This is a genomic window from Caldococcus noboribetus, assembly GCF_055389385.1.
The window spans coordinates 1,182,700-1,205,387 of sequence record NZ_AP042475.1; the positions used below are offsets into that span (position 1 = coordinate 1,182,700).

Annotated in this window: 22 protein-coding genes; 15 read left to right on the forward strand and 7 right to left on the reverse strand. The window is 52.9% G+C overall.

Going from position 1 to position 22,688, the window contains the following annotated elements; genetic code table 11:
* Positions 1-134: 134 nt before the first annotated feature.
* Positions 135-554 (forward strand): ASCH domain-containing protein, encoded by a 420-nt coding sequence (locus ACZ5GQ_RS06315; protein ID WP_498856313.1) that lies wholly within the window; start codon positions 135-137, stop codon positions 552-554.
* Between the two features lie 24 nt (positions 555-578).
* Positions 579-1,415, forward strand: a complete 837-nt coding sequence (locus ACZ5GQ_RS06320; RefSeq protein ID WP_498856314.1) for a PRK04328 family protein — start codon at positions 579-581, stop codon at positions 1,413-1,415.
* 122 nt (positions 1,416-1,537) lie between these two features.
* Here ACZ5GQ_RS06320 and glcV read toward each other — a convergent pair whose 3' ends face one another.
* The 5 genes from glcV to ACZ5GQ_RS06345 all read right to left on the reverse strand — a co-directional run bounded on the left by glcV (position 1,538) and on the right by ACZ5GQ_RS06345 (position 6,852).
* A complete protein-coding gene (gene glcV / locus ACZ5GQ_RS06325; RefSeq protein ID WP_498856315.1) occupies positions 1,538-2,650 on the reverse strand; it encodes a glucose ABC transporter ATP-binding protein GlcV in 1,113 nt (370 codons plus the stop codon).
* A 3-nt stretch (positions 2,651-2,653) separates the two neighbouring features.
* The gene (glcU, locus tag ACZ5GQ_RS06330) at positions 2,654-3,505 is read right to left on the reverse strand and encodes a glucose ABC transporter permease GlcU (protein ID WP_498856316.1); all 852 of its coding nucleotides are present in this window, start codon (positions 3,503-3,505) and stop codon (positions 2,654-2,656) included.
* 5 nt (positions 3,506-3,510) lie between these two features.
* A complete protein-coding gene (gene glcT / locus ACZ5GQ_RS06335; protein ID WP_498856317.1) occupies positions 3,511-4,347 on the reverse strand; it encodes a glucose ABC transporter permease GlcT in 837 nt (278 codons plus the stop codon).
* A 276-nt stretch (positions 4,348-4,623) separates the two neighbouring features.
* On the reverse strand, positions 4,624-6,222 hold the full coding sequence (gene glcS, locus ACZ5GQ_RS06340) for a glucose ABC transporter substrate-binding protein GlcS (RefSeq protein WP_498856318.1): 1,599 nt from the start codon (positions 6,220-6,222) through the stop codon (positions 4,624-4,626).
* Positions 6,223-6,477: 255 nt separating this feature from the next.
* On the reverse strand, positions 6,478-6,852 hold the full coding sequence (locus tag ACZ5GQ_RS06345; RefSeq protein WP_498856319.1) for a cupin domain-containing protein: 375 nt from the start codon (positions 6,850-6,852) through the stop codon (positions 6,478-6,480).
* Between the two features lie 1,016 nt (positions 6,853-7,868).
* Here ACZ5GQ_RS06345 and ACZ5GQ_RS06350 point away from each other — a divergent pair.
* Together ACZ5GQ_RS06350 and ACZ5GQ_RS06355 are read left to right on the forward strand one after the other, a co-directional pair.
* Complete coding sequence (locus tag ACZ5GQ_RS06350) at positions 7,869-9,404, forward strand: cytosine permease (RefSeq protein WP_498856320.1); 1,536 nt, start codon at positions 7,869-7,871, stop codon at positions 9,402-9,404.
* A 105-nt stretch (positions 9,405-9,509) separates the two neighbouring features.
* The gene (locus ACZ5GQ_RS06355) at positions 9,510-10,847 is read left to right on the forward strand and encodes an NAD(P)-dependent malic enzyme (protein ID WP_498856321.1); all 1,338 of its coding nucleotides are present in this window, start codon (positions 9,510-9,512) and stop codon (positions 10,845-10,847) included.
* A gap of 5 nt (positions 10,848-10,852) precedes the next feature.
* Here the strand turns inward: ACZ5GQ_RS06355 and mfnA are convergent, their stop codons facing one another.
* A complete protein-coding gene (mfnA, locus tag ACZ5GQ_RS06360; RefSeq protein ID WP_498856322.1) occupies positions 10,853-11,968 on the reverse strand; it encodes a PLP-dependent aminotransferase family protein in 1,116 nt (371 codons plus the stop codon).
* A gap of 121 nt (positions 11,969-12,089) precedes the next feature.
* Positions 12,090-13,079: an aldo-keto reductase family protein gene (locus ACZ5GQ_RS06365; RefSeq protein ID WP_498856323.1), complete on the reverse strand. Its 990-nt coding sequence runs from the start codon at positions 13,077-13,079 to the stop codon at positions 12,090-12,092.
* A gap of 109 nt (positions 13,080-13,188) precedes the next feature.
* Between ACZ5GQ_RS06365 and ACZ5GQ_RS06370 the strand changes: the two genes are divergently transcribed.
* From ACZ5GQ_RS06370 to ACZ5GQ_RS06420, 11 genes are all read left to right on the forward strand, one after another.
* Positions 13,189-14,055 (forward strand): hypothetical protein, encoded by an 867-nt coding sequence (locus ACZ5GQ_RS06370; RefSeq protein ID WP_498856324.1) that lies wholly within the window; start codon positions 13,189-13,191, stop codon positions 14,053-14,055.
* On the forward strand, positions 14,046-15,158 hold the full coding sequence (gene menC / locus ACZ5GQ_RS06375; RefSeq protein ID WP_498856325.1) for an o-succinylbenzoate synthase: 1,113 nt from the start codon (positions 14,046-14,048) through the stop codon (positions 15,156-15,158). Before ACZ5GQ_RS06370 ends, menC begins: the two co-directional genes overlap by 10 nt.
* A 60-nt stretch (positions 15,159-15,218) precedes the next feature.
* Entirely contained in the window at positions 15,219-16,175 is a 957-nt protein-coding gene (locus ACZ5GQ_RS06380) for an NAD-dependent epimerase/dehydratase family protein (RefSeq protein WP_498856326.1), read from the forward strand.
* A 32-nt stretch (positions 16,176-16,207) separates the two neighbouring features.
* On the forward strand, positions 16,208-16,891 hold the full coding sequence (gene pyrF, locus ACZ5GQ_RS06385; RefSeq protein WP_498856327.1) for a beta/alpha barrel domain-containing protein: 684 nt from the start codon (positions 16,208-16,210) through the stop codon (positions 16,889-16,891).
* Positions 16,888-17,490 carry an orotate phosphoribosyltransferase gene (locus ACZ5GQ_RS06390; protein WP_498856328.1) on the forward strand — a complete coding sequence of 201 codons (603 nt, stop codon included), beginning with the start codon at positions 16,888-16,890 and terminating at the stop codon, positions 17,488-17,490. Before pyrF ends, ACZ5GQ_RS06390 begins: the two co-directional genes overlap by 4 nt.
* Before the next feature lie 206 nt (positions 17,491-17,696).
* Positions 17,697-18,635 carry an aspartate/ornithine carbamoyltransferase family protein gene (gene pyrB / locus ACZ5GQ_RS06395; RefSeq protein ID WP_498856329.1) on the forward strand — a complete coding sequence of 313 codons (939 nt, stop codon included), beginning with the start codon at positions 17,697-17,699 and terminating at the stop codon, positions 18,633-18,635.
* Positions 18,632-19,129 (forward strand): aspartate carbamoyltransferase regulatory subunit, encoded by a 498-nt coding sequence (pyrI, locus tag ACZ5GQ_RS06400; protein ID WP_498856330.1) that lies wholly within the window; start codon positions 18,632-18,634, stop codon positions 19,127-19,129. Before pyrB ends, pyrI begins: the two co-directional genes overlap by 4 nt.
* A gap of 163 nt (positions 19,130-19,292) precedes the next feature.
* A complete protein-coding gene (gene pyrC / locus ACZ5GQ_RS06405; protein ID WP_498856331.1) occupies positions 19,293-20,393 on the forward strand; it encodes an amidohydrolase family protein in 1,101 nt (366 codons plus the stop codon).
* Positions 20,383-21,288 (forward strand): dihydroorotate dehydrogenase, encoded by a 906-nt coding sequence (gene pyrD / locus ACZ5GQ_RS06410; protein WP_498856332.1) that lies wholly within the window; start codon positions 20,383-20,385, stop codon positions 21,286-21,288. Before pyrC ends, pyrD begins: the two co-directional genes overlap by 11 nt.
* Positions 21,289-21,368: 80 nt before the next feature.
* Positions 21,369-22,052: a phosphatase PAP2 family protein gene (locus ACZ5GQ_RS06415; protein WP_498856333.1), complete on the forward strand. Its 684-nt coding sequence runs from the start codon at positions 21,369-21,371 to the stop codon at positions 22,050-22,052.
* Positions 22,053-22,139: 87 nt separating this feature from the next.
* Positions 22,140-22,664 carry a Mut7-C RNAse domain-containing protein gene (locus ACZ5GQ_RS06420; protein WP_498856334.1) on the forward strand — a complete coding sequence of 175 codons (525 nt, stop codon included), beginning with the start codon at positions 22,140-22,142 and terminating at the stop codon, positions 22,662-22,664.
* The last annotated feature ends 24 nt before the right edge of the window (positions 22,665-22,688 follow it).

The window sequence follows — 22,688 nt, forward strand, 5'->3', positions numbered from 1 at the left end:
CGGCTTGTTGCAGGTTCATATCAAAAAGTACTTGAGAGCCGCCAGGGTGTGACTTAAGGTTGCTTTTACGTCTTCTGCAGCTAGAACTTATTGGCTGAGGTCAGACGGGCTACAGAGGCGGGAGAGAGCGTAAGTTGACCAGAAGCCTAAACATGCTTACAGTTAAAAGGAGGTACGTAAGGCTCATACTTAGCGGGAGGAAGACCAGTACCATTAGGCTTGGTAGCCTTCAGGTGAGGAGTAGGTACCTCAAGGTAGTCAGCTCGGGCAGGCCCGTGGCAGTAGTGCGAGTAGAGGAGGTTATACACAAGAAGGTTAAGGATTTGACCGATGAGGATGCAGAGCTTGATGGGTTTAACGGCCTGACGGAGCTCTTCAGGGAGCTTAGGTCAATATATGGGGACTTCATGCTTGACGATGATATAACTATCATAAGGTTCTCCCTTGTAAAGGTCCTTGAGGACCCTGAGGCAGGCTGGAACCATGAAACTTCTAGAGGCAGGGCATCCGCGATGAACCTACAAAGTCAGGTTAAAAGGGCTAGGAAGCAGTAAAGGTATTATGCGGGGTGGTAGCTTATGGCAACGCCAAGGGTCAGAACATACATACCAGGCCTTGACGAGATACTTTACGGTGGCATACCTGAGAGGAACGTTGTCATGGTATCTGGAGGCCCCGGCACAGGCAAGTCCATAATGGCCCAACAGTTTATATACAATGGCCTCGTCAGGGGGGAGCCTGGCGTCTACGTTGCACTTGAGGAGCACCCAAGCTCCGTCAGGAGGAGCTTCAGGCACTTCAACTGGAACATCGATGAATATGAGAGGAAGGGGACCTTCGCCATAGTGGACGCGTTCACCACAGGCATAGGATCTGCAGCCCAGCGAGAGAAGTACATAGTAAAGGACCTTGATAATGTCTCAGAGCTTGTTGACGTTGTGAGACAGGCCATCAAGGACACCAAGGCTAAGAGGGTAGTGATAGACTCTGTAAGCACCCTGTACCTCTCTAAGCCTGCGGTCGCCAGGAACATAGTGATGATACTAAAGAGGGTGGTCTCTGGCCTGGGCTGTACTGCGTTCTTTGTGAGTCAGGTTTCTGTGGGCGAGAGGGGCTTCGGAGGCCCTGGAGTTGAACACGCCGTTGACGGCATAATAAGGCTAGACCTGGACGAGATAGAAGGCAAGCTTTACCGTTCAATAATAGTCTGGAAGATGAGGGACTCTAAGATATCGATGGTCAGACACCCTATGGAGATAACTGATGAGGGCATAGTAGTCATGTGGGACAAGTACCTTAAAGTTGCGCCTAACTCAATATCAATTGTCGAGCTCCCAAAGGAGGAGGTCGAGGAAATGAAGAAGGCCCTATCAGAAGGCGCTGAGAGTGTAAGCAAGGAGGAATATGAGGAATAATTAAAACGAAAACGCTCCATCAGCAAGGGTGAACGTTCTTCACAGCCCGCGGCTCAGCTTACCGTCGTATCATCACTATTTTTCATGCTTCAGGCTTATGGGGTCCTTAACAGGTTTAAAAACTAGCTGGGCCTTAGGGCTGTTAAGGTCACATTGTTGCCATTTTCATCGAAGAGCTTTATCTTCTGAGCCCTCATGAGAAGGTTCTTCTCGGACCCAGGCTCTACGTAGCCGCCCATATTAACTAGGAGCTCTACTGAATCGTCGTCTATGGGCGAGACGACGGTCCTGAAGACACCTGCCACATAGCTTGATACCTTGACCTTAACCTTCCCAACAAACGTCATTCCAGGCGCGTCGGTGCTGTCACTAAGGATTACGTCCTCGGGCCTTATGCCAAGCTTGTACTTGCCTTCTAGCTTAGGGTTGGGCGACGGCACCTTAACAGAGTTAGATATGTAGATAAAGCCATTGGAGGCCGTGACGTTCACTATGTTTATGTCACCGCCAAGCTTTGCAACAACCTCGTTAGCTGGATTATCATAAATGTCAGTAGGTGACGAGACCTGCGCGAACTTGCCGTTTATTATGACGCCCGCAACCTCGGCTATAGAGAAGATGTCTGCCGGGTCGTGAGACACTATTATAGTGGTTAACTTTCTCTCCCTCTGTATCTTCCTGACTAGGGCCCTGGCGCTGTCCCTCACAGCTGCGTCCAGGTTGCTGAAGGGCTCATCCATTAGGAGCAGCTTGGGGTTCTTCACCAGCGCTCTGGCTATGGCAGTCCTCTGCATCTGGCCTCCGCTGAGCTCCCTTGGGTAATGCTGCAGCACCCTCGTCAGGCCCAGCTCCTCAGCGACCTCCTTAACTCTCTTATCTATCTCAGATTTAGGCAGGTGCATGTTCCTCAGTGGGAACGCTATGTTATCGTAGACAGTCATGTTTGGGTAAAGCGCCCAGAGCTGGAAGACCATGGCTATTCCCCTGTGCTCCGGCTCAACAACTATCCTTCCTGGGGCTGAAACAAGCTCCTCGTCAAAGTATATGTTGCCATCGGTGGGCGTCTCCAGGCCTGCTATCAGTCTAAGGAATGTTGTCTTGCCGTGGCCGCTGGGGCCCAGCACGCCAAAGGCAGTGCCGTCTGGGATCGTTATAGTTATGCCGTCCACAGCGTGTACCTCTATCTTGCCTCTCCTGAATATCTTCTTAAGATTCTCAACCCTCACGGTTGTCATGATTCACACCCCCTTAGCTCCTCCTCCGAGGGCCGCCAGCCCACGTATGAAATACCTTCCCAGGGCTATGAAAACTCCCAGCGGTACTATTGACGCTAGCACCGCGGCAGCGTAAGTCTCGTTATAAAGAGTCCCATAACCTCCCGTGAACACCCTTTCCTCAACAGGTACCATCCTCATGTATGGCGTGGACGTCAGTATGAGGGGTAGGAAGAAGTTATTCCATGACATTATGAACACGAATATCAGAGTTGAGAGGAAGCCTGGGATGGCAAGTGGGAACACAACCTTCCAGAATATGGTCCACTGGTTGGCTTCATCCATCCTGGCTGCCTCTATGAGATACTTAGGCACGGTTGGCAGGAATATTGACATCAGCAGGGCAGCGGTGGGAACGTAGAATATCATGTTAGCTATTATGAGGCCCCAGTAAGTGTTGAAGATTCCAGTGTGAGTCTCAAACAGCAGGAGGGGCAGCATTGTAGACTCAACCGGTATAAACGTGGCAAGTGATATTATAGAGAAACCTACGTTACTCATGAAGGAGTGCCTCTCGCCAATAACATAAAAGAAGTAGGCGCCCATCTCGCCAAGTATGGTGGAGAGGATGGTGACTGGTATTGTAACTATTAGGCTGTTCAGGAGCGGCCTCTTCATGCCATTCCATACTGCTATGTAGGCCGAGAGCGTCGCCTTTACTGGGGGCTGGAACACAGAGGTTGCCGTGGCCTCCAGGTTTGTCTTGAAGCCATCAACTAGCATTGCATAAAGCGGTATAAGCCAGAAGATTATTACCACGGCCCCTGCCAGCTGCAGGAGAGCATACTTTATTACCCTAGTCCTATATGAGGCCACTTGGCTCACCCCCTTATGACCCACTTCCTAATGCCATAAACGGCATATGGTATTACGACCGCCGCAGCTATCAAGGTTATGAGGGTTGAGGCCGCTGCGGACTCGCTGAAGAACTCTGTATAGAACTCATAGTAAACGAACTCTGTGAGCGTCATTAAGTCTAGGTTTGTAGGCCCTCCGCCTATGACAAAGGGAAGGCTGAACATCCTGAATGAGAATAGGAACAAGAGGGCGGTGGCCACTATGAAGCCGTTCATGGAGTTTGGGAGCAGGACCCTGAAGAGTATCTTGAAGCCTCCAGCGCCATCTATCCTTGCCGCCTCTATTATGGACTTATCTATCCCCATGAATGAGGCCAGGTAGAACAACACAGCAAGCCCCGTGTAGGCCCAGAATTCAACTAAGAACATGGAGAGTACGGTGCTTGTGGCATTCGCAAGGGGGTTAATCCTTGGCAGACCTAGGCTTGAAAGGAGCCATCCAAAGCCTAGCTCTGGGTTGAACAGCCAATCCCATATGAGGCCATTTGTTGCCATGGATATCGCGAGCGGGTACAGAAACACGGAAAGGTAAATGCTGCGCTGCGTGTTAGGAAGGAAGTACAGTAGCCCCGCGAGCAGGAGGCCTGCTAGGTCGCCTATTGCTACGAGGCCTATCGAGAATATGGCCGAGTGGTACAGTGCTACCCTAAAGAACAAGCCCTTAAACATGGAAGTATATGTGCCAAATCCCACAAAGGTCGGCCTGCTGTGGAGCAGTGACCAGTTCAGCGTAGACAGCCAGGCGTTCCAGATAACTATATAGATTAGCATTGCGCTGAAGAAGAGCGTTGGAAGCACCATTAGGGATATCTGAGCGCTACTTGATAGGCCTTTCTTTTTGGTTTTAGAATGGTCACTACTGTTATGGTAACCACTTGAAGCCATTATATATTTTTCACCTCTAGTTGCATACATATACGTAGGCACATTTATATTCCTTTATGGAGCACTCTCTTAGATCGTTTATGAGCTTCAAAGAATAGCTAGAAACTTAATCTTTTTAAAGAAAACAAAACGCGTATAAAATATAAAACATTAAAGATGTATTTATGGTGTTGTCTATTATCTGTCGCCGTTTTAAGGCAGCGTGTAAGTTGGGCACGCATAGCTGCTGTTGAAGTAGTATCCTGGAACTATTACCCACGGCGGCACGTAGCCAGCGAAGGGCTGGCCAGCTATGCCCATGTAGCCAAGCCCTATCTTTGCAGCAGACAGCCAGTCCTCGCACTCTTCATGAACCAGCGACGCTAACTGGGCGTTGTAAGCAGGTATGTAGGCCGAGCCGCTCTCCTGGAGGGCCAGCACCTGCGATATCCAGCTGCCGAACACGTCGTCAAACAGGCCCCCGTCAGACAGCTGGTAGACGAACTGGTCCGCTGGCGTGCTGATCAGCTGCTCGTGGCTCCACCACTGCTCTGGCGTGTTGAAGTAGTCAGTTGCGTTTATCCAGTAGGTTGTAGCTTTCCACTTAGTCCAGACTTCCTGGCCAGCGTAGGACGCCCACCACGTGGCGAGCTTTATTCCAGCCTGGGTAGTCGGGTACGGCTGTGGCACTCCTACTGAGTCAATTACTAGGGCATATGTGCCGTTTGTTCCAGGGAACGGGAGAGCATAGACTGTTACGTTGGTCCAGCTGCTGTAGGGCGGCACATATGGGTACGTTGTGACGTTGTCAAAGTCATAGGCATAGTTAGTCAGCCAGTCTCCGTTGGCCTGGAACGCGACCTTGCCCTCTATCAGGTCAGTCAGGCCCTCGGTCCAGGTGAGGCTCTGCCAGCCTGGGTAGTCGTAGGACGTGAAGTTTATGAACCAGTAGTCCGTCTCGTTTATCAGCTGCTGTATCGAGGTGTTCGCAAGGTCTATTGTGCCGTAGGCGAACTCGTTGTACAGCCTAGCGCCGCCGGCGAGCCCATACTTCTGAATGGCCAGCGACAGGAATATGTCTTCCCAGAGGTTCAGCTGGTCCCAGCCGCCGTCGGCGCCAGGCACCATCCACGGGTAGACGCCATGATTTGCCAGCTGCACAGTGTCGTAGACTAGGGCGCTAAAGTTGGTTGGTATTGGGAGCCCATACTGCCTGAGCAGCTTCGCGTTAACGTAGAGGATGGCGCCTCTGTGCACGTTGACAGGCATTGAGAGCATGCTGCCGTTGAAAGTGCCCGCCAGAAGGACCTCCTTCACAGCACCGGTCCAGAGGCCCATCTTCATAGCTATTGACGTGAAGTTGACGAAGTCCTTAGGCGACGTTATTAAGGCGTAAGAAGGCATCTCCGGGCCGAAGTGCACCTGGAACGCTGCAGGAGGCTTGCCAGCCTCCATCATGCCCGCTATCGTGAACTTAGCGTTGGTTCCCCCTGCGCCCGGTATTATTTCCAACGACACCGTGTAGGGCGGGTTAGCGGCCTCAAAGGCAGGTATGAAGTGTTCCAGCGCTATATGGCCCTCGGTTGCCCACCAGGTATAGAAGGTTATCGTTGTAACGCTTGTCGTAGTCGTCGTAGTAATTGGTGTAGTAGTAACTACTGGGGTTGTCGTCGTAGTCGTCGTGGTGGTAGTTACATGCTTCCTAGTGGCCAGGTACGCGGCGTAACCTCCAACCGCCGCGACTATAACAATTACTATCACTATTATAGCAATAGTTGTACCACTTATAGAACGCCTGCTGGTGTGCAACATGCTACACACGCCTCAGCTGAAGCTTGTCGGGCTAGGCGGCTTTTATTCTATGATGGAAGGCTTACACTGATCTCATAAGTTATTTTTGGCTTTAATGTAAGGAAATTAACAGTGCTGTCTACTTGAAGTAGCTTAAAAGGGAAGCCGCATAGTACAGTTTTACGATGATATTTGTTTTAATTATGATATAGGTCAAATAAACATCACATTAATTAACTAAGGTTTACCTTGAGGATGGCGCTTTCTGGCGAGGCTTTACGTGTTGACCGGCTGAAGACTCATATCATCTTCGTAGCTTATAGCGCAGATAAACACTGCCTCCTCGTCCGATAGGTTTTCTATGCTGTGGGGCTCGTAAGGGCCCGTGTAGAAGAAGTCGCCAGCCTTCAGCACCTTAGCGACGCCGTTTATAGTGACCTTAAGCGTCCCTTTAATTATGTATACCGCTTCGACGTACTTGTGTTTGTGGTACGGCATAGCTCCATGGGGTTCTACCACAAACCTCCTCAGAGCTATTTTGTCAGAGCCGTCAGCTCTGCTAACAAGCCACTGCACTGTGACCCCTTTAGTGCCTGGCAGGAGAGCGGAGACGTCCTGAGAAGGCACTTCTGCGTAGCTGCCGAACTTCATGCTGTTCCCTGCCCGTAACTATGTTGCCCGCGCAAATAAGCTTAAGCTCATTCATCACAGGCGTCTCGATAGCTTAAACTGCGGCCAACTTTAGTCACAGGGATCCTTTGCCAGCTATAATAGCTGCTCGGTTCACGCACTGGCCGCTTTACAGGGCGGTTCACTAGTCTACAGAGCAGTAGATATTTGTTGGGCGTCTGCAGCCTTGCCTCCCCATCGCGGCCTCGAGGCAGGCCATCGGCTGTGCGCCCCCAAGTGGGGGGAGGCTGGCCAATCAGTTAACTGCCCTGTCAAGTTGCCGCAGTTAACTCCAGTTAAACCAAGGGCGGCAAATGAGGGGGGCGGAGTTAAGTGCGCGTTAACTCTAAATTAAAAATGTTAGCAAAAAGTTAACCTAGCTGATGGGACCCTCTTGTCCCAAAGAGGCCTAAGAGTTCCCGCGGTCGCTCATACAGCGTTTGGCCCCCTTAAGTAACACCGGCGCTTTAGCTGGGTGAACTCCTCTGACCGCGCCATATAGCTCAAAGGGTGGCACTTTATGAAGTGTTCGCTAGGTCAGTGTTACCTGCAGACTGCTGGGTTCCTGTGCGTGTCACTAGGTAACACCTGGCTTGGAGGCTGTCTGCCCTGCGGGGCTGTAGCAGCTAGCTGTAAGCCCCGCAATTGTGTGTTAACTTTCTAAATAATTTTTAGGGTAAAAAGGCGGTCTACAGGCCTTTGTAGACAGGCCGCGCAGAGCCCTAAGTCTCCTGGTGGGTTTATTGATAGGTAGACTGGCTGCGCCTGGCGGCAGTTATGGGTATGGTAAGTTGTCATACAGCGGCGGCTCTTTAAGGCCTGGAAGGCCATAACTCAAGTTGAGAAACCCTTATAAGTGGGCAGCCTCACAGGCGAGAGAAGGCATTTTGGCGCGGAAACTGGGAGGCCCAGGCTTCCGGCAATCGGGCTCCTCTGGGTTAGGTTCCTCTAGTCCCAACTCGCTTTCCATAACTCGCTATGACCCCAAGAAGGGCCAGGTGGAGCTCACCGCTGGCTTCCCCGAAGAGAAGTTCCTTTGGAACCCTGACATACACCCAGTGCCAATATCTAAAAGGACATGGGGTGCACTGACCTACTTCCTGATATGGGTCTCGATGGCATTCATAGTGCCGTCGTGGACTTTAGCCAGCATAGGACTGCTCATGGGCCTGACGCCGCTCCAGGCCATACTTACAGTGTTCCTAGGGAACCTCATAGTGGTAGTCCCTATGATAATACAGTCCCACGGAGGGGCTAGGTACGGCATAGCCGAGCCGCAGCTCACCAGGACCAGGTGGGGAACCTATGGGGCCATGTTCCCAAGCTGGGTGAGGGCAATAATAGGGGCAGGTTGGTGGGGCATAGAGAGCTACATAATAGCTGAGGCTGCGACAGCGCTTTACGCCATATACACTGGCAAGACCTCAGTTATAGCATACACTGTGGCCCACTTCCAGAACTACCCCTTCGTGCTTGCGAAGGACTTTCCAGGAATATTCTGGGCCACGTTCGTGGTCGTTATAGCGGCGCAGATGCTAGTCTTCTACCTATCGCCCATAGTGAAGTCGCAGCCTGCCCTCAGGTGGCTTGCCAGGGTAGGAGGGCCCATAGTTATGATCGCCTTCGTAGACCTATGGGTTTACTTTATGAACGCGGCCGGTTGGTCTGTTAACCTCTCAGCCATATCAGGACAAGGCCATTTCACCTGGCTGGGCTTCCTGGCGTTCCTTAACGCAAACATAGCTTTCTGGGCAACTATGGCGCTTACGATGCCGGACTACACTAGATTCGCCAAGTCGCAGAGCTCGCAGGCCTATGGGCAGCTGACCATGCCGTTCCTGATGCTCGCCGTAGCGACATTCTCCGTAATGACTACCGCAGCCGCCTACGAGCTCTATGGCAAGGTAATATGGGATCCCATAGTCCTAACGACCCTCTACATGGCTAAGCCTCTTGGCTACTTCATCCTAATATCCATAATGCTGGCCACGTTCCTGGTTAATGCCTTCGCTAACGCCGTTGGCCCTGCATATGACATAGCCAACACGTTCCCGAAGCACATGAGCTGGTTTAAGGGGTCCCTGGCGCTTATTGCAATAGCGGTTGGAATAGGCGCATGGAGCTATTACGGTAACGCTTACAGTTACATAACTAACTGGTTACTGACGTATGGAGGCCTCCTTGGAGGCATAGAGGGCGTGATTATATTCGACTATGCCGTGATAAGGAGGTTCAAGCTTGACCTGGCCGACGTGTTTAGAAGCGATGGAATCTATAGGTACTGGTACGGCATAAACCCAGCGGCAGTCATCACCTTCCTAATAGTGACGGTGCTCATATATGCGCCTCTACCCTACCACCAGGTCCTCTTCAACAGCTCATGGCTGCTCTCATTCACAGTCTCGGGATTGATATACCTGCCCCTCATGAAGTACTGGGTCATTCCAAAATATCAGCCGCAGCTCAGCGGTGGCCTGCTGAGGGGCTACCTAAGTCCATACGCCAGGAGGGTATTCATGGTCGATAGCGCTTAGCGATTTCTATAAGGTCGTCAAAATAATATTATGACCTAATTCTGTCACTTTTTATTGAAAAGCGTGTTAAGGGCTCAGGCTCACGCCAGCGTGAGTGTGACCAGAGTGTCAGAGGGGGAGCCGGCCACAGAGGAGTGGTATTCGCTTAGCATCAATATGCACAGGTTCTACGGCGGCAAGATAGAGGTCCTGCCCAAGGTGCCCGTGAGGGGCCTCAAGGACCTTGCAGTATGGTACACCCCAGGCGTCGCCGCCGTGAGCAGGCTCATAAGCTCAGACCCTGACCTCTCCTTCGAGCTCACGTCAAGGTGGAACACGATAGCCGTGGTGAGCGACGGCACGAGGGTCCTCGGCCTGGGCAAGGTGGGCCCGGAGGCGGCGTACCCGGTGATGGAGGGCAAGGCTCTGCTCTTCAAGTACCTAGGCGGCGTGGACGCGGTGCCTATAGTGCACAGATTCTCAAAGGCCGAGGACTTCGTGAACCTGCTCGTGGCTATAGAGCCCTCCTTCGGCGGCATAAACCTTGAGGACATAGAGAAGCCGAAGTGCTTCGTCATACTTGACGAGGCCAGGTCGAAGCTGCAGATACCCGTGTGGCACGACGACCAGCAGGGCACGGCCACCGCCGCGCTCGCGGGGCTCATAAACGCGCTTAAGGTTGTCGGCAAGAAGCTCCAGGACGTCAGGATAGTGATTTTTGGAGTGGGCGCAGCTAATACAGCATTTTACAGGCTACTGAAGTACATGGGCGTTAAGGCTAACCATATAGTAGCAATTGATAAATACGGAGTCCTTCACCCTGAGATGAAGGACATTGACAAGCTCATGCTAACCGACCCGTACCAGTACCAGATAGCCATAGAGACGGGAGGGGGAGGCCTCCCCCCTGGCTCCCCAGTGGAGAGGGCCTTCGACGGCGCTGACGTAGTCATAGCCGCCTCCTCCCCCGGGCCAGGGGTCATAAGGCCCGAGTGGGTCTCAAGGATGAACAGGGACGCCGTCGTGTTCGCCCTAGCCAACCCCGTGCCCGAGATATGGCCCTCTGAGGCCAAGAGGGCCGGCGCCAGGGTCGTGGCGACCGGCAGGAGCGACTTCCCTAACCAGGTCAACAACAGCCTCGTCTTCCCTGCCGTCTTCCGCGGCGTCCTGGACGTCAGGGCGAGGACCATAACCGACACCATGGCCATAGCCGCGGCCGTCGAGCTGGCGAAGTTCGCCGAGGAGAGGGGCATATCCGAGGACAAGATACTTCCGACCATGGAGGAGTGGGAGGTCTACCCCAGGGTGGCCGCCGCCGTCGCAGTTAGGGCGGTCGAGGAGGGGGTGGCCAGGAGGTCTACCACGTACAGGGAGGAGCTGGAGAGGGCCACTGAGATAATAGGCTCCGTCAGGCAGAAGATCAACACATTACTTGATAAGGGCCTCATAACAATGCCTATGTGAGTATTTTAGCTGCGTTGGGAGAGGTAGTCCTTAAGCGATAGTAAGAATTTGTCAAGCAGGGCCCTGGTTACATGGGGCATCACTACAATCCTTATGCCGGGCACCAAGCCACACTTATACACATAGAGGCCTTTCCTGGCAAGGAACCTCATCAGGGCTTCGTCATTGGTATATTCTATACACACAACCGGTGTCTCAGGGCTCGCAGGTGTCTTAAGCCCTAGATCTTCAACTCTGTTCACCAAGTACCTGGTTCTTTCCATGAGCTCCTGGGCCTGCGCCGCATAGCCGTCATGGCCCATGTACTTTACTATAGCCCAGGTGGCTGCTACAGGGCCTCCGCTCCTGGTTCCAAAGAGGCCTATTTGATGCCCCGCAGGGTAGTACTCGGCCTTAAAGTCAAGGGGCTTAAACCATTCCTCATCCCTGACTATCAGGCCGCCCGCAGGCAGCGGGGCAAGTCCAAGTTTATGAGGGTCAAGCGTTGCGCTCATGACCGGTTCGTTTTGGAATCCAAGCCTTCTGTTGGGGTAAACGAAGGGGGCCACAAGGCCGCCCAGGGCCGCATCGACGTGAACTACGGAGTTGCACTCAGCGGCTACGGCAGAAATTTCCTCTACAGGGTCTATTGTGCCCACTGACGTAGTGCCTACGGTGGCCACAACGACGCCCGGACCGTTCGCCTTGCACAGGGATCTGAGGGAAGTAGGATCCATCCGGTACCCCTTCATGTTAACTTCAACTGGTTTCATTCTGAGCAGGTAGGCAGCCTTAGTTATAGAGTGGTGCGCAGCCGCTGTGTAGTAGACGACGTCAAAGCCGTGCTCCCTTGCCAGGTAAAGGGCCGCCAGGTTGGACTCGCTGCCGCCGCTAGTTATGTAGCCTGTGCACCCGCTGCAGCCCAGGTAGCTTCCGAGCTCCCTAATGGCCTCCTCCTCCAGCTTCCTGAGGGGCCTGTAAAGCTCCTCGTCGTTTACGTTAAGCCCTTGGAACATGTCAAAGGCCACCTTGGCTACTGGATGAGGAGGGGTGGTCATGGAGCCCAGTATGCCGTCCCTGTAGTGGACCGGCACTGACTTGGCCACTTCGGCCAGTCTTGACATTATGTCCTCCAGATCCACGGCTTTCCCTCAAAGAAAGTAGGCCCTTAGTTTTTATTGCTAAGCTGCTAGGCAGCCGCCAGCAGCGGGCTATCTATAGGATTACCTAGCTCTAGGCCTTGTCACTATGTGCCTAGGAGCATTAGGCGCCTCCCATGGCCTTGACCCCAAGGTACTGGAGCCCGCATGGTATAAACCTGAGCATCCTTAGGTTAGAGTAGCCTTTCCCCCACATGGTTACATATTTAGAGCTTGTCCTGTCAAGGAGTGAGAGCTCATCGTCTGCTAGCCTTAGCTCGGCAGACCTAGCAAGCTCAGCAACTCTCCCCGGCTTGGTGGTACCAGGTATAGGAACGGCGCCCTTGCTGACTATCCATGAGAGGGCCACCTGCGCCTTTGTAGCCCCGTGAGACATGGCTACCTTGGCTAAGGCTTCCTGAAGCTCTATGTCCTGGGAGGCCTCCCTGAACCTTGAATCCATCTTCTGGACGCGCCTAGCAGCGGCGGCGCCTGCGAGGGCCCCCTTGGCCAGCGGCGAGTAAGCTATGATGCTGGCGCCCAGCTTTCCCGCGGTTCTGAACACGTCAAGCTCGGGAGTCCTAAAGGCGAGGCTATACTCCACCTGGTCAGACACGATCTCAGCTGACCTGAGGCAGCTAGCCGCCTCCTCAAGCATGCGCCCAGGGAAGTTGGAGACCCCTATGAACTCAGCCAGCCCCATCTTGACTGCATCCTCAAGCCCTCTCAGCGGCTCGCAGAGGGGCACCCAGGCCGGGGGCGGCCAGTGAAGCTGAAGCAGGGAAGGCCTTAGGCCAAGCCTTCTTGCAGAGGCCTCAGCCGCCTTGACCACGAGCCACCTCAATGGCCTAAAGCCTGCTACCTTGGTGGCTATTACTATGTCGTCAGATCTAAGCCCAAGAGTTCTCGCCGCGTAGCCTAGGGACCTCTCGCTCCTTCCCATTCCATAGACTTCAGCCGTGTCGAAAAAGTTAATGCCGTTATCTATCGCGGCCCTCACTATATCGACTGAGGCCCCTTCGCTGCCTTTCCACGAGGTTGAGCCTATCTCCCAAAAGCCAAGTCCTACGGCGCTAACCCTAGGGCCTCCCTTGCCAAGCCTCACATATATCATGGCATCACAGCCCTTGCAGGTTCTAAGGTATCACTGAGGCCTAAGCCTTTGAGCTTTGCCACTAACGTAATTTTACCCTCCTGAAGTAACTTATATGTGGGGGGCCTCGTTGGTTGAGATCAGGAAGTTAAGCGACCCCTCAGAGCTGTCGCAAGTAGTTGAGGTTCAGCTCTCCGCCTGGGGAATGGACAGGTCCCAGTGCGAGGCCGTGCCGCTTCATATACTTAAGGCTATAGTTGATAATGGAGGCCTTGTGCTGGGGGCCTTTGACGGTGACAGGCTTGTAGGCTTTTCGCTAGGCTGGTTCGTGGAGACTCCCGAGGGGCCTTACTTTTACAGCCATATGACCGGCGTTGTGAAGGAGAGAAAGTACAGCGGTCTGGGCACGAGCCTTAAGCTTGCCCAGAGGAGGGAGGTCCTGGCCGCAGGAGTCAGGATAATAAGGTGGACCTTCGATCCGCTTCAGAGCCTTAACGCGCATTTCAACCTCGGCAAGCTTGGGGCCATTTTCACGAAGTACAAGGTCAGGTACTACGGCCAGCTTCACGATTCAATAAACGCCGGCCTTGAGACCGACAGGGCCTTGGCTGAATGGTACCTTGACAGCAAGAACGTTATTAGCAAGATATCTGGAACTGCGAGAACTCCTTCCCTTGAGGAGCTGATAGAGCTAGGGACCCATGTGGCTGTCGCCCCGGCTGGCCCAAGGGGTAGCGAGGAGCCAAAGGGGCCGGACCTCAGCAGGAGCCCGCTGGTGGTTGCCATAGGGCTTCCTTACTCAATATCTGAGCTGAGCTCCGTGAGGAGTGAGTTGGCATCCAGGTGGAGGGAGGCAACTAGGCAGGCCTACCTTAAGTACCTCGGCGAGGGCTATGTGGCCTCGGACTTCACTTGGGACGAACATGGGCACGGCTATGTGATAATGGTGAGGGAAAGCCTAGGGGAAGTTCTCGACGGGGTGAGACCTTGGAGCTGAGGAAAGTGGAGCTCATAGAGGTCTGGGTCAAGTTAAGGGCGCCCTTTGAGACAAGCTTTGGGAGGACCGAGGAGAGACCTGCCATCTTAGTTAGAGCCGAGGAGAAGGGCGGCGAGGTGGGCTGGGGCGAGGTCGTGGCCGACTCAGGCCCGTGGTACAGCTATGAGACGAACGAGACCGCCTGGCACGTGATAAGGGACTTCATCCTGCCACAGCTGAAGGGCGACGTCACCCCAAAGGGCTTCCCTACTTTAGTGAGCAGAATAAGGGGTCACAACATGGCCAAGGCAGGCGTTGAAATGGCCCTGTGGGACCTTGCGGCCAAGCTTGAGGGGCTTCCGCTCTGGAAGTACATAGGAGGGGTCAGGGACAAAATAGTGAGTGGAGTAAGCGTTGGCATACAACCCTCGCTGCAGGACCTAGTAAAGGTCGTTGACAGCTACCTTCAGCAGGGTTACGTAAGGGTAAAGATAAAGATAAAGCCGGGCTATGACGTGGCCCCGGTCAAGAAGTTGAGGGAGACCTTCGGGGACGGACTTCCACTCCAGGTTGACGCAAACGCCTCCTACAGTCTAAGCGATATAGAGACCTTCAGGAAGCTGGACGAGTACGGCTTGCTCATGATAGAACAGCCCTTGGGCTGGAGGGACCTGGTGGATCACGCTGAGCTGGCCAGGAGGATAAGGACGCCAATATGCCTTGATGAAAGCATTACTGACCTAGAAGACGCTAGGAAGGCCTATCAGCTGGGCTCAGCGATGATAATAAATGTGAAGCCTGCCAGGGTGGGGGGCCTCGGCGAGACCCTGAGAATACACGACTTCTGGTACAGGCAGCTGGGGAGGCCGATATGGATAGGCGGCATGCTTGAGACGGGCGTGGGCAGAGGGCACCTGGTGGCGGCCGCAACCCTAGAAGGGGTTAGGTACCCTAACGACATAAGTGCAAGCTCTAGGTACTATGAAAACGACATAGTGGAGCCTCCCTGGGAGCTTAACAAGGACGGCACCATATCGGCGCCCACGAGGAGCGGCATAGGGGTTGAAGTGCTCGAAGATTACGTGCGTAAAACAGCCAAAAGGCTTTACCAGACCTCTTTTTAGCCATACTTGCCACGCCTTTTAACTGGGCCCCCTCTAATCAACACCTAGAGAGAGATAGCCGTGAAGCACGTGCTTGTTGGCGGCGTAGGCTTTGTAGGTGTGAACCTGGCGGCTGAGCTTAAAGGAAGCCATGAGGTTGTGGTCGTGGCCAGGAGGTCGTCCATAAGGCGAAGACCTGAGATTTCGGACAGCTTAAGTAAAATGGGCGTGGACATAGTTGTACTCGACTCTCTAACATCTGAAGCTATGAGCAAACTGGGAGGTGACGTGTACTATCATATAGCTGGCAAAATATATGGAAGGTACAGGGAATTTGAGGAAGCCCATGTGGGCCTCCTCAGGCGTGTGATTCAGGCCGCGTCCCAGGTTAGCGCAAGGGTCGTTTACGTAAGCTCAACAGCCGTAGCAGCTGAGCTAAGAGGGGTGCCAAGGGGGGCCCTGGTTGAGGAGGAGAGCGAGCACCTGAACCCCCAGGTGTTTATCCACAGAACTCCATACGAGGTCACTAAAGCCGAGGGCGAGAGGCTGCTTGTATCAGAGGGCGAGAGGCTAGGCGGCAAGTGGTCCATAGTTAGGCCATCGTTAGTCTTTGGCCCCTGGGGCTACGAGGCCCAGTGGAAGGTGACGTTATGGGCTGCAAAGCGTGGACTTGCGTTACGCTTCGGTTCAAGAAACATGGTGTACTCAGGAGACTTGGCCAGAATACTCGCCATGGCTGGCTCTGGCGCCTTTGACAGGAAGTGGGTTTACGCCAACTGGCCCTTCGACGTCGACATAAGTGACGTAGGCCGGCTTATCTGCGGGATGCTCAGGAAGAGTTGCCGCATAGTAGGCGCGAGGTGGGCTATCAGGCTAGCCGCGGCTATACCCTCGTCGCCGTTTAAGATGATGTACCGCATGCTTTCAAGTAACTACAGGTATTATTCCAGTAGATACTTAAGGGACTTCAAGTTTACTTCGTTAGACGAGGCAGTCTCCAAGTTCCTGGAGTGGGCCTTGAGGCCAGCTCACGCTTAAAACTCCCTCAGCTTATTGACAGGAGGGTTTAGTTGAAGGTAAGCCCCATAATCGTTGCTATAGACGGTCCTGTGCTTGGCGGTTGCCAAGGTTTAGTAAAGGTTATGGATAACCTAAGGGATGAGGTGATTGGCTTCAAGATAGGCATTCCATTCATTATGCAGTGCGGCCTTGAGCGGCTCGCTGCAGCAAGGTTGAGAGCCAAGGGCAGCCTACTGATAGCAGACCTTAAGCTTGCTGACATAGGCGATATAATGGCTAGAACGGTCTCGCTGGTGAAGGATTACGTCGATGCAGTCATAGCTCACTCTTTCATAGGCTATAGAGGCGCCCTTGACGAGGTATCCGAGAAACTTAAAGAGTGGAATATCAAGCTAATTCTTGTAGTTTCGATGAGCCACGAAGGGTCAAGAGAATTCTACGACAGGAACTTGGACGCCACAATCGATTTAGCGAAGAAAGTGAATCCATGGGGGGTCGTGGCGCCGGCTACAAGGCCTGACGTGATCTCACTTGTAAGGAGAGCTCTTGACAGTGACGTGAAAATACTAGCCCCTGGCATTGGCGCCCAAGGCGCAAGGCCTGGCGATGCGCTTTGTGCTGGGGCCGATTATGAAATAGTAGGAAGAAGCATAACGGAGAGCCCAGACCCTAGGAAGGCCGTAGAGCTCATAGCCCTTGAGCAAGAGGAGGCCTTAAGGAGGTGTCGCGGTTGAGCAAGGCCATTGATAGGCTTCTGCTCAGCACAGGTGCTGTGCTCTTCGGCGAGTTCAAGCTTGCTTCCGGCAGGGTGAGCCACGTCTATGTCGACCTTAGGAAGGCCATAGGACATCCCAAGGCCTTTAGAATAATATCACTGGAGCTGGCCCATAAGGTAATAGAGAACGTAGGCGAATGCAGTAACTGTGCTGCTGTAGGAGTTGCAACCGGAGGAGTCCCCTGGGCCGCTGCGGTCGCCCTCAGCTTAGGAATTCCCTTGGCTTACATTCGTCAGCCCAAAGGGCATGGAACTGAAAAGGACCTTGAAGGGGCCGACATTAAGGATATGACAGCGCTGCTAATAGATGATGTAGCTACCACGGGCGGCAGCCTCTCCTTTGGCGTTCATGTTCTTAGGTCTCACGGAGCCAAGGAGATAATTAGTGCTGTTGTAGTAGATCGCGAGCAGGGAGCTAGGGAGTCCCTGGAGAGCGTCGGTGTCAGGCTGCTCTCGGTCACCACTTTAAGGAGCATACTCGAGGAGGCCAGAAGGCTCGGCATAATAAGTGATGAACAATTGAGCTCCTTGGTTAACGAACTTTGGGAGACTAAGTAAGGATATCAGAGCGATATTCGTGGCATTCATTTAATAGGCACCGCAGGATGCGGTCAAACTTTAGATAGGGTTAAGGCGGCATTACGAGCTAAACAGTAAAACTGTTGCTAAGCTATGGTAATGTTATTCATGGAGAACCTGCTAAGCAGCCGGAGAAGGTTGTAAGCGCTTTAAAGCCCCAACCGCCCTGCCCTTTTGTGGGCATTTTGCCCTGGCGCGGTCGCGATGTAATAGACCCAAGAGACTTCACAAGGGAGGATCTGGAGGTTCTTTTTGAAGAGGCGGACAAGATGCGCCGTCAGCTCTCCTCTGGCAAGGTAACTAGAACTCTCGAAGGGAAAATAATAGCTACAGCGTTCTTTGAGCCATCGACTAGAACGAGGCTAAGCTTCGAAGCAGCAGCCAAGAGGCTTGGAGCCGACGTTATAGGCTTCTCTGCTGAGGAGGCCACCAGTGTGGCTAAGGGGGAAAGCTTCGTTGACACTATTAGGATGCTGGACGGCTACGCGGACCTAATAGTAGTTAGACATAAGTATGAAGGCGCGGCAGCCCTCGCTGCAGAAGTAGCTAGGGTGCCGGTAATTAATGGAGGCGATGGAAGCCAGCACCACCCAACTCAGGCTATGTTGGATCTTTATACTGTGAGGGAATTATTTGGAAGCGTTGACGGTCTTAACTACCTTATAGTCGGGGACCTTAAGTATGCAAGGACCGTTGCAAGCCTTTTGAGGGCGCTTTCCCTGTTTAAGCCAGCCTCGGTCATGCTTTCAGCTCCGCAGCAGCTTCAGCTGAAAGATGAGGTTAGAAGGGACGTGGAGTCTAGGGGGCTGAGGCTTGAATATGTGAATCTCGAGGAGGGGCTTTCTAAAGCTGATGTAATCTACGTGACTAGAATACAAAGGGAAAGGTTCCCAGACCCTCAGGAGTACGAAAAGGTTAGAGGCAGCTACAGAATTACTAGGAGGTTGCTAGAGACCTATGCTAAGAGCACTGCCAAAGTACTGCACCCCCTGCCCAGGGTTGACGAGTTGGCAACTGATGTAGATGGCACTAAGTACCAGGCTTACTTCCTACAGGCAAGTCTTGGAGTGCCTCTTAGGATGGCTCTCCTTAACCTGATACTAGGGGGTGAGGAGGCGAGTTGAGCGGGAAAGGCCGGGAAGGGGTGCTGCTCGTTAGCAAGATAAGGGAGGGCACAGTCATAGATCATATACCAGCCGGGAGGGCCCTCGTAGTGCTCAAAATACTTGGAGTAACCGGCAATGAAGGCTTCAGAGTAGCAGTAGTCATGAATGTTGATAGCGTTAGAATGAAGAAAAAGGACATAGTGAAGTTAGAAGGTTACTATCCAAGGATGGAGGACCTCATGAAGGTCTCCCTTGTGGCCCCGGATGCAACAATAAACATAATAAAGGACTACAGCGTAGTTGAAAAGAGGAAGGTTGAGATACCTAAGGTAATAGAGGGCGTGCTCAGGTGCCCTAACCCGACGTGTATATCAAGGAAGCCCGGGGAGCCCATAAGCAGCAGGTTCCTGCTGGTCAGCGAGTCGCCCCTTAGGCTTAAGTGCTATTACTGCGGCACGGAAATAGGCGAAAGCGATGTTATAGAGCAGCTTGTCGGTGGTGGGCGAAGCTGAGAGGTTATGATAATAGTGTGTCTGTTTGCGGCAAGCTGGTTGATTCGCGAGGTTTTCTGGGCAGCGGCTGTGTTAATATAGACAGCAATGGCATCATAAAATCCATAACTAAGGCACCGATGGGAGACAAAGTATACTCCTATGAGGGCGAAGGTGAGTATATATGCCCGGCTTAATAGACATACATGTTCACTTAAGGGGTCTTGAGCTGTCATATAAGGAAGATGAGGCAACAGGCACCGAGGCAGCACTTTCCTCTGGCATAACTCTCGTGGCTGATATGCCTAACACTAAGCCAAGGCTATCGACCCCTGAGGCAATAAAACTTAAGCTTGATGAGCTTGCCGAAAAATCGTTTGTAGACTACACGGTTTATGCCGGCGTCCCTAGCTCGCCTGAGGTAATAACAAAGGTGCTGAGCCTTGCAGTTGCCGGCTTCAAGATATTCCCGGAGGACCTCATGAAAAGGTGGAGCAGCGTTAAGAGAATACTTGAATTAAGGAACGTGCTTGTCATAGTTCACCCGGAACTCCCTGAGGCGGATAAAATATGGGATGATGACAACTATGAGAGGGGGGAGCTTAGAGGCTGTTGGATGGAGGGGGCAAGCCTCTATTACTTCGCTGAAGCCGCGGCCAGAGTCCACATAACCCACGTGTCATGCCCAGGTACCTTAATGTTAGCCAAGAGCATGGGCTTCAGTGTTGACACGACCCCGCACTATCTACTTTACGACTACACGCTGAGGGGATGCTACTTCAGGGTCAATCCGCCGCTTAGGGATCCAATTACAAGGAATCTTATGATGAGGTTCCTTATAGAGGGACTTTTTGACGCCCTTGCAAGTGACCACGCGCCGCACTCGCTGGGCGAGAAGTCCGCGTGGCCCCACTGCCCAGCGGGTATACCCTGGCTTGGCCTATGGCCTTGGCTACTCTACAGGCTAGTCAGAGCTCATGCGTTAAGTAGGTCCGAGTTCCTAAGACCGTTAACTTCCGGCCCAGCCAAGATATTGGGCCTTGGAGCCCGTTATGGCCTTATTGAGACAGGTTACAGGGGCAACTTAGTTGTAGTCAGCGAAAGCCCCTCAAGGTTCCTATCAACATACAGCAAAGCGCCTTACGGCCACGCATTTATGGAGGAGCTTGCGGCCATCCCTAGGGCGGTCTTCGTAGGGGGTCAGCTCGCCGCTGAAGAGATGGAGGTTATTCTTAAGCCCCCAGCACTTAATCCTTTCAGCAGGAGGGGAGACGTTGAACCTTGAGGTAAGGGTAGCAGGCCTAGAGCTGCAGCACCCGGTTCTGAACGCCAGCGGCATTATGGGTGAGAGCCTTGACGGCCTCCTCGCGATAGGAAGATCAGGCGTCAGCGCGCTGGTTACGAAGTCTTACACTCTTTCCCCAAGACAACCCTACCCTATGCCGAGGGTTCTTCACTTAGACGTGGGCTCATTAAATGCCATAGGCCTGGCGAACCCAGGCATAGAGGGCCTACGGGATCACATGAGGTTGCTCAAGGGACTTGGAGTCCCCATAATAGTCAGCGTCGCTGGCTCCCTTCCTGAGGACTTCGCCAAGGTTGCTGCCGCAGCCGAGGAGGCTGGAGCAGCTGCCATAGAGCTTAACCTGAGTTGTCCTCACGTTGAGAAGATGGGCCTAGACATAGGCATGGATCCCGTGATGAGCAGGAAGGTCGTAAGCGCTGTAGCCTCAACAGTTAAGATACCGGTAATAGCTAAGCTTGGCATCTCTGACAGGATGATCGAAACAGCAGAGGCCTCACTCGAGGCTGGAGCTAAAGGACTCACGCTAATAAATACCGTAAGAGCTATGAAGATAGACATTTACAACCTAAGGCCTGCTCTCGGTCATGAAATTGGAGGGCTCTCCGGCCCAGCGATCCACCCAATAGCAGTAAGGGCCGTCTATGAAGTCTATAAGGAACTCGGGCCAGACATATTTGGCGTTGGCGGCGTGGAGCGCTGGGAGGACGCTGTAGAGCTCATCCTGGCCGGAGCAAAGGCTGTTCAGGTAGGCTCGGGGCTCGTAAGGAAAGGCCTTAATGTAATAGGTGAGATAAAGAGGGGCATAGCGGATTACATGAATTACATGGGTTTCAGGACGCTCACAGAGATGGTGGGGGCAGCACTTCGTCAGTGACTCTGAGAACGCTCAAGGTCCAGAGCCACGTTTTATAGTTTTGAGGGGCTGGGAGTCACAGGACCTCTGGGCGAACGTTTATGAGCTTAAGGAAGCCTACCGCTAGCTTTAGAGCTTTCCTCATAGCGTCAGTAATTCTTGTGGTAGTCCTAGTTCTAGAACTTCTAAGGGGGGTAGATGGCATAGATTTCGTAAATCAGATCGTACTCAGGAGCATAGGGCCTGATAGGCAAGCTATAGTGAAGTACGTCTCTTATACTGCAAGTTTGGAGGTATTCGCCGTACTCACAGCCATAGTCTACTTTTTGGACGCGGGGATCCACAAAGGCGCTTCGAAGAGAATAACATCCTTCGCAGTCGCTATTATATTCTCAATGATAGTGACTGCGATACTTAAAGCGTACGTAATGGAGCCGCGCCCTCACGAGCAGTTCATTTACTTCGGGCTCCTAGGCAATCTGTTGAACGCAGACTACTACGGGTTCCCCTCGGGGCATACGGTGAGGGTGACAGTTCTTGCATATTACTTCACCGCAGCACCGTCAATGAGAAGGAAGGGGCTCAACTATGTCGTTATACTTTATGCCGTAGTGATAATGTTCACCAGGCTGCTTCTGCAGGTTCACTGGCTGTGGGACATAGTAGGCGGCATTGCAGTAGGCGTGTGGTCAAGTCTCTTGGTTGACGGCGTTGGCGAGAAGCTATGGGTACCTCTTTACAATGCTACGTTTGGCCGTCTCAGCTTCTTGAGACTAAGGGAGTGAGACCTTAATGGGTAGTTATGAACTTCTGCGGTTGTCTTAGATGAAATTTAAGGTTTCACCGGCGCACACCCACAGAGGTCGCAGGCAGTGCAGCAAAGCAACAAGTTCATAGTTGACGCGATGCTGGGCACCTTGGCTAAGTGGCTGCGGATGATAGGATACGACACTCTTTACTCCAAGTCATACAACGATGCTCAAATACTAGGCATAGCAGCGAGGACTGGTAGGATAATAATCACTAGCGACAAGGGCCTCTATAGGAGGGCTGAGAAGCTGAAGCTGAGAGCCGTTCTTCTCCCTGAGGTAGATGTGGTTAGAAACCTTGCTAAGCTTGCCAGTGAGGGGCTCATAGAGCTAAGAGCTGACCCCTCGATGAGCAGGTGCCCTCTATGCAATGGGCCTCTTAAGGAAGTCACTGACAAGAATATTATAAGAGGCCGTGTCCCGCCAGGGGCCTTAGCCAGGTACGCCAAGTTTTACGTTTGTGTAAAGTGTGGCCACGTATACTGGGAGGGCGGCCACTGGAATAACATAAGGAAAATGATTAATGACGCTCGTATGCTTGTCCAGCGCAGCGAGATTGTAGGAGAAAGTAATGAGAAAGGCGCTTAACGGCAGATATTAGGTTTTCCTCGC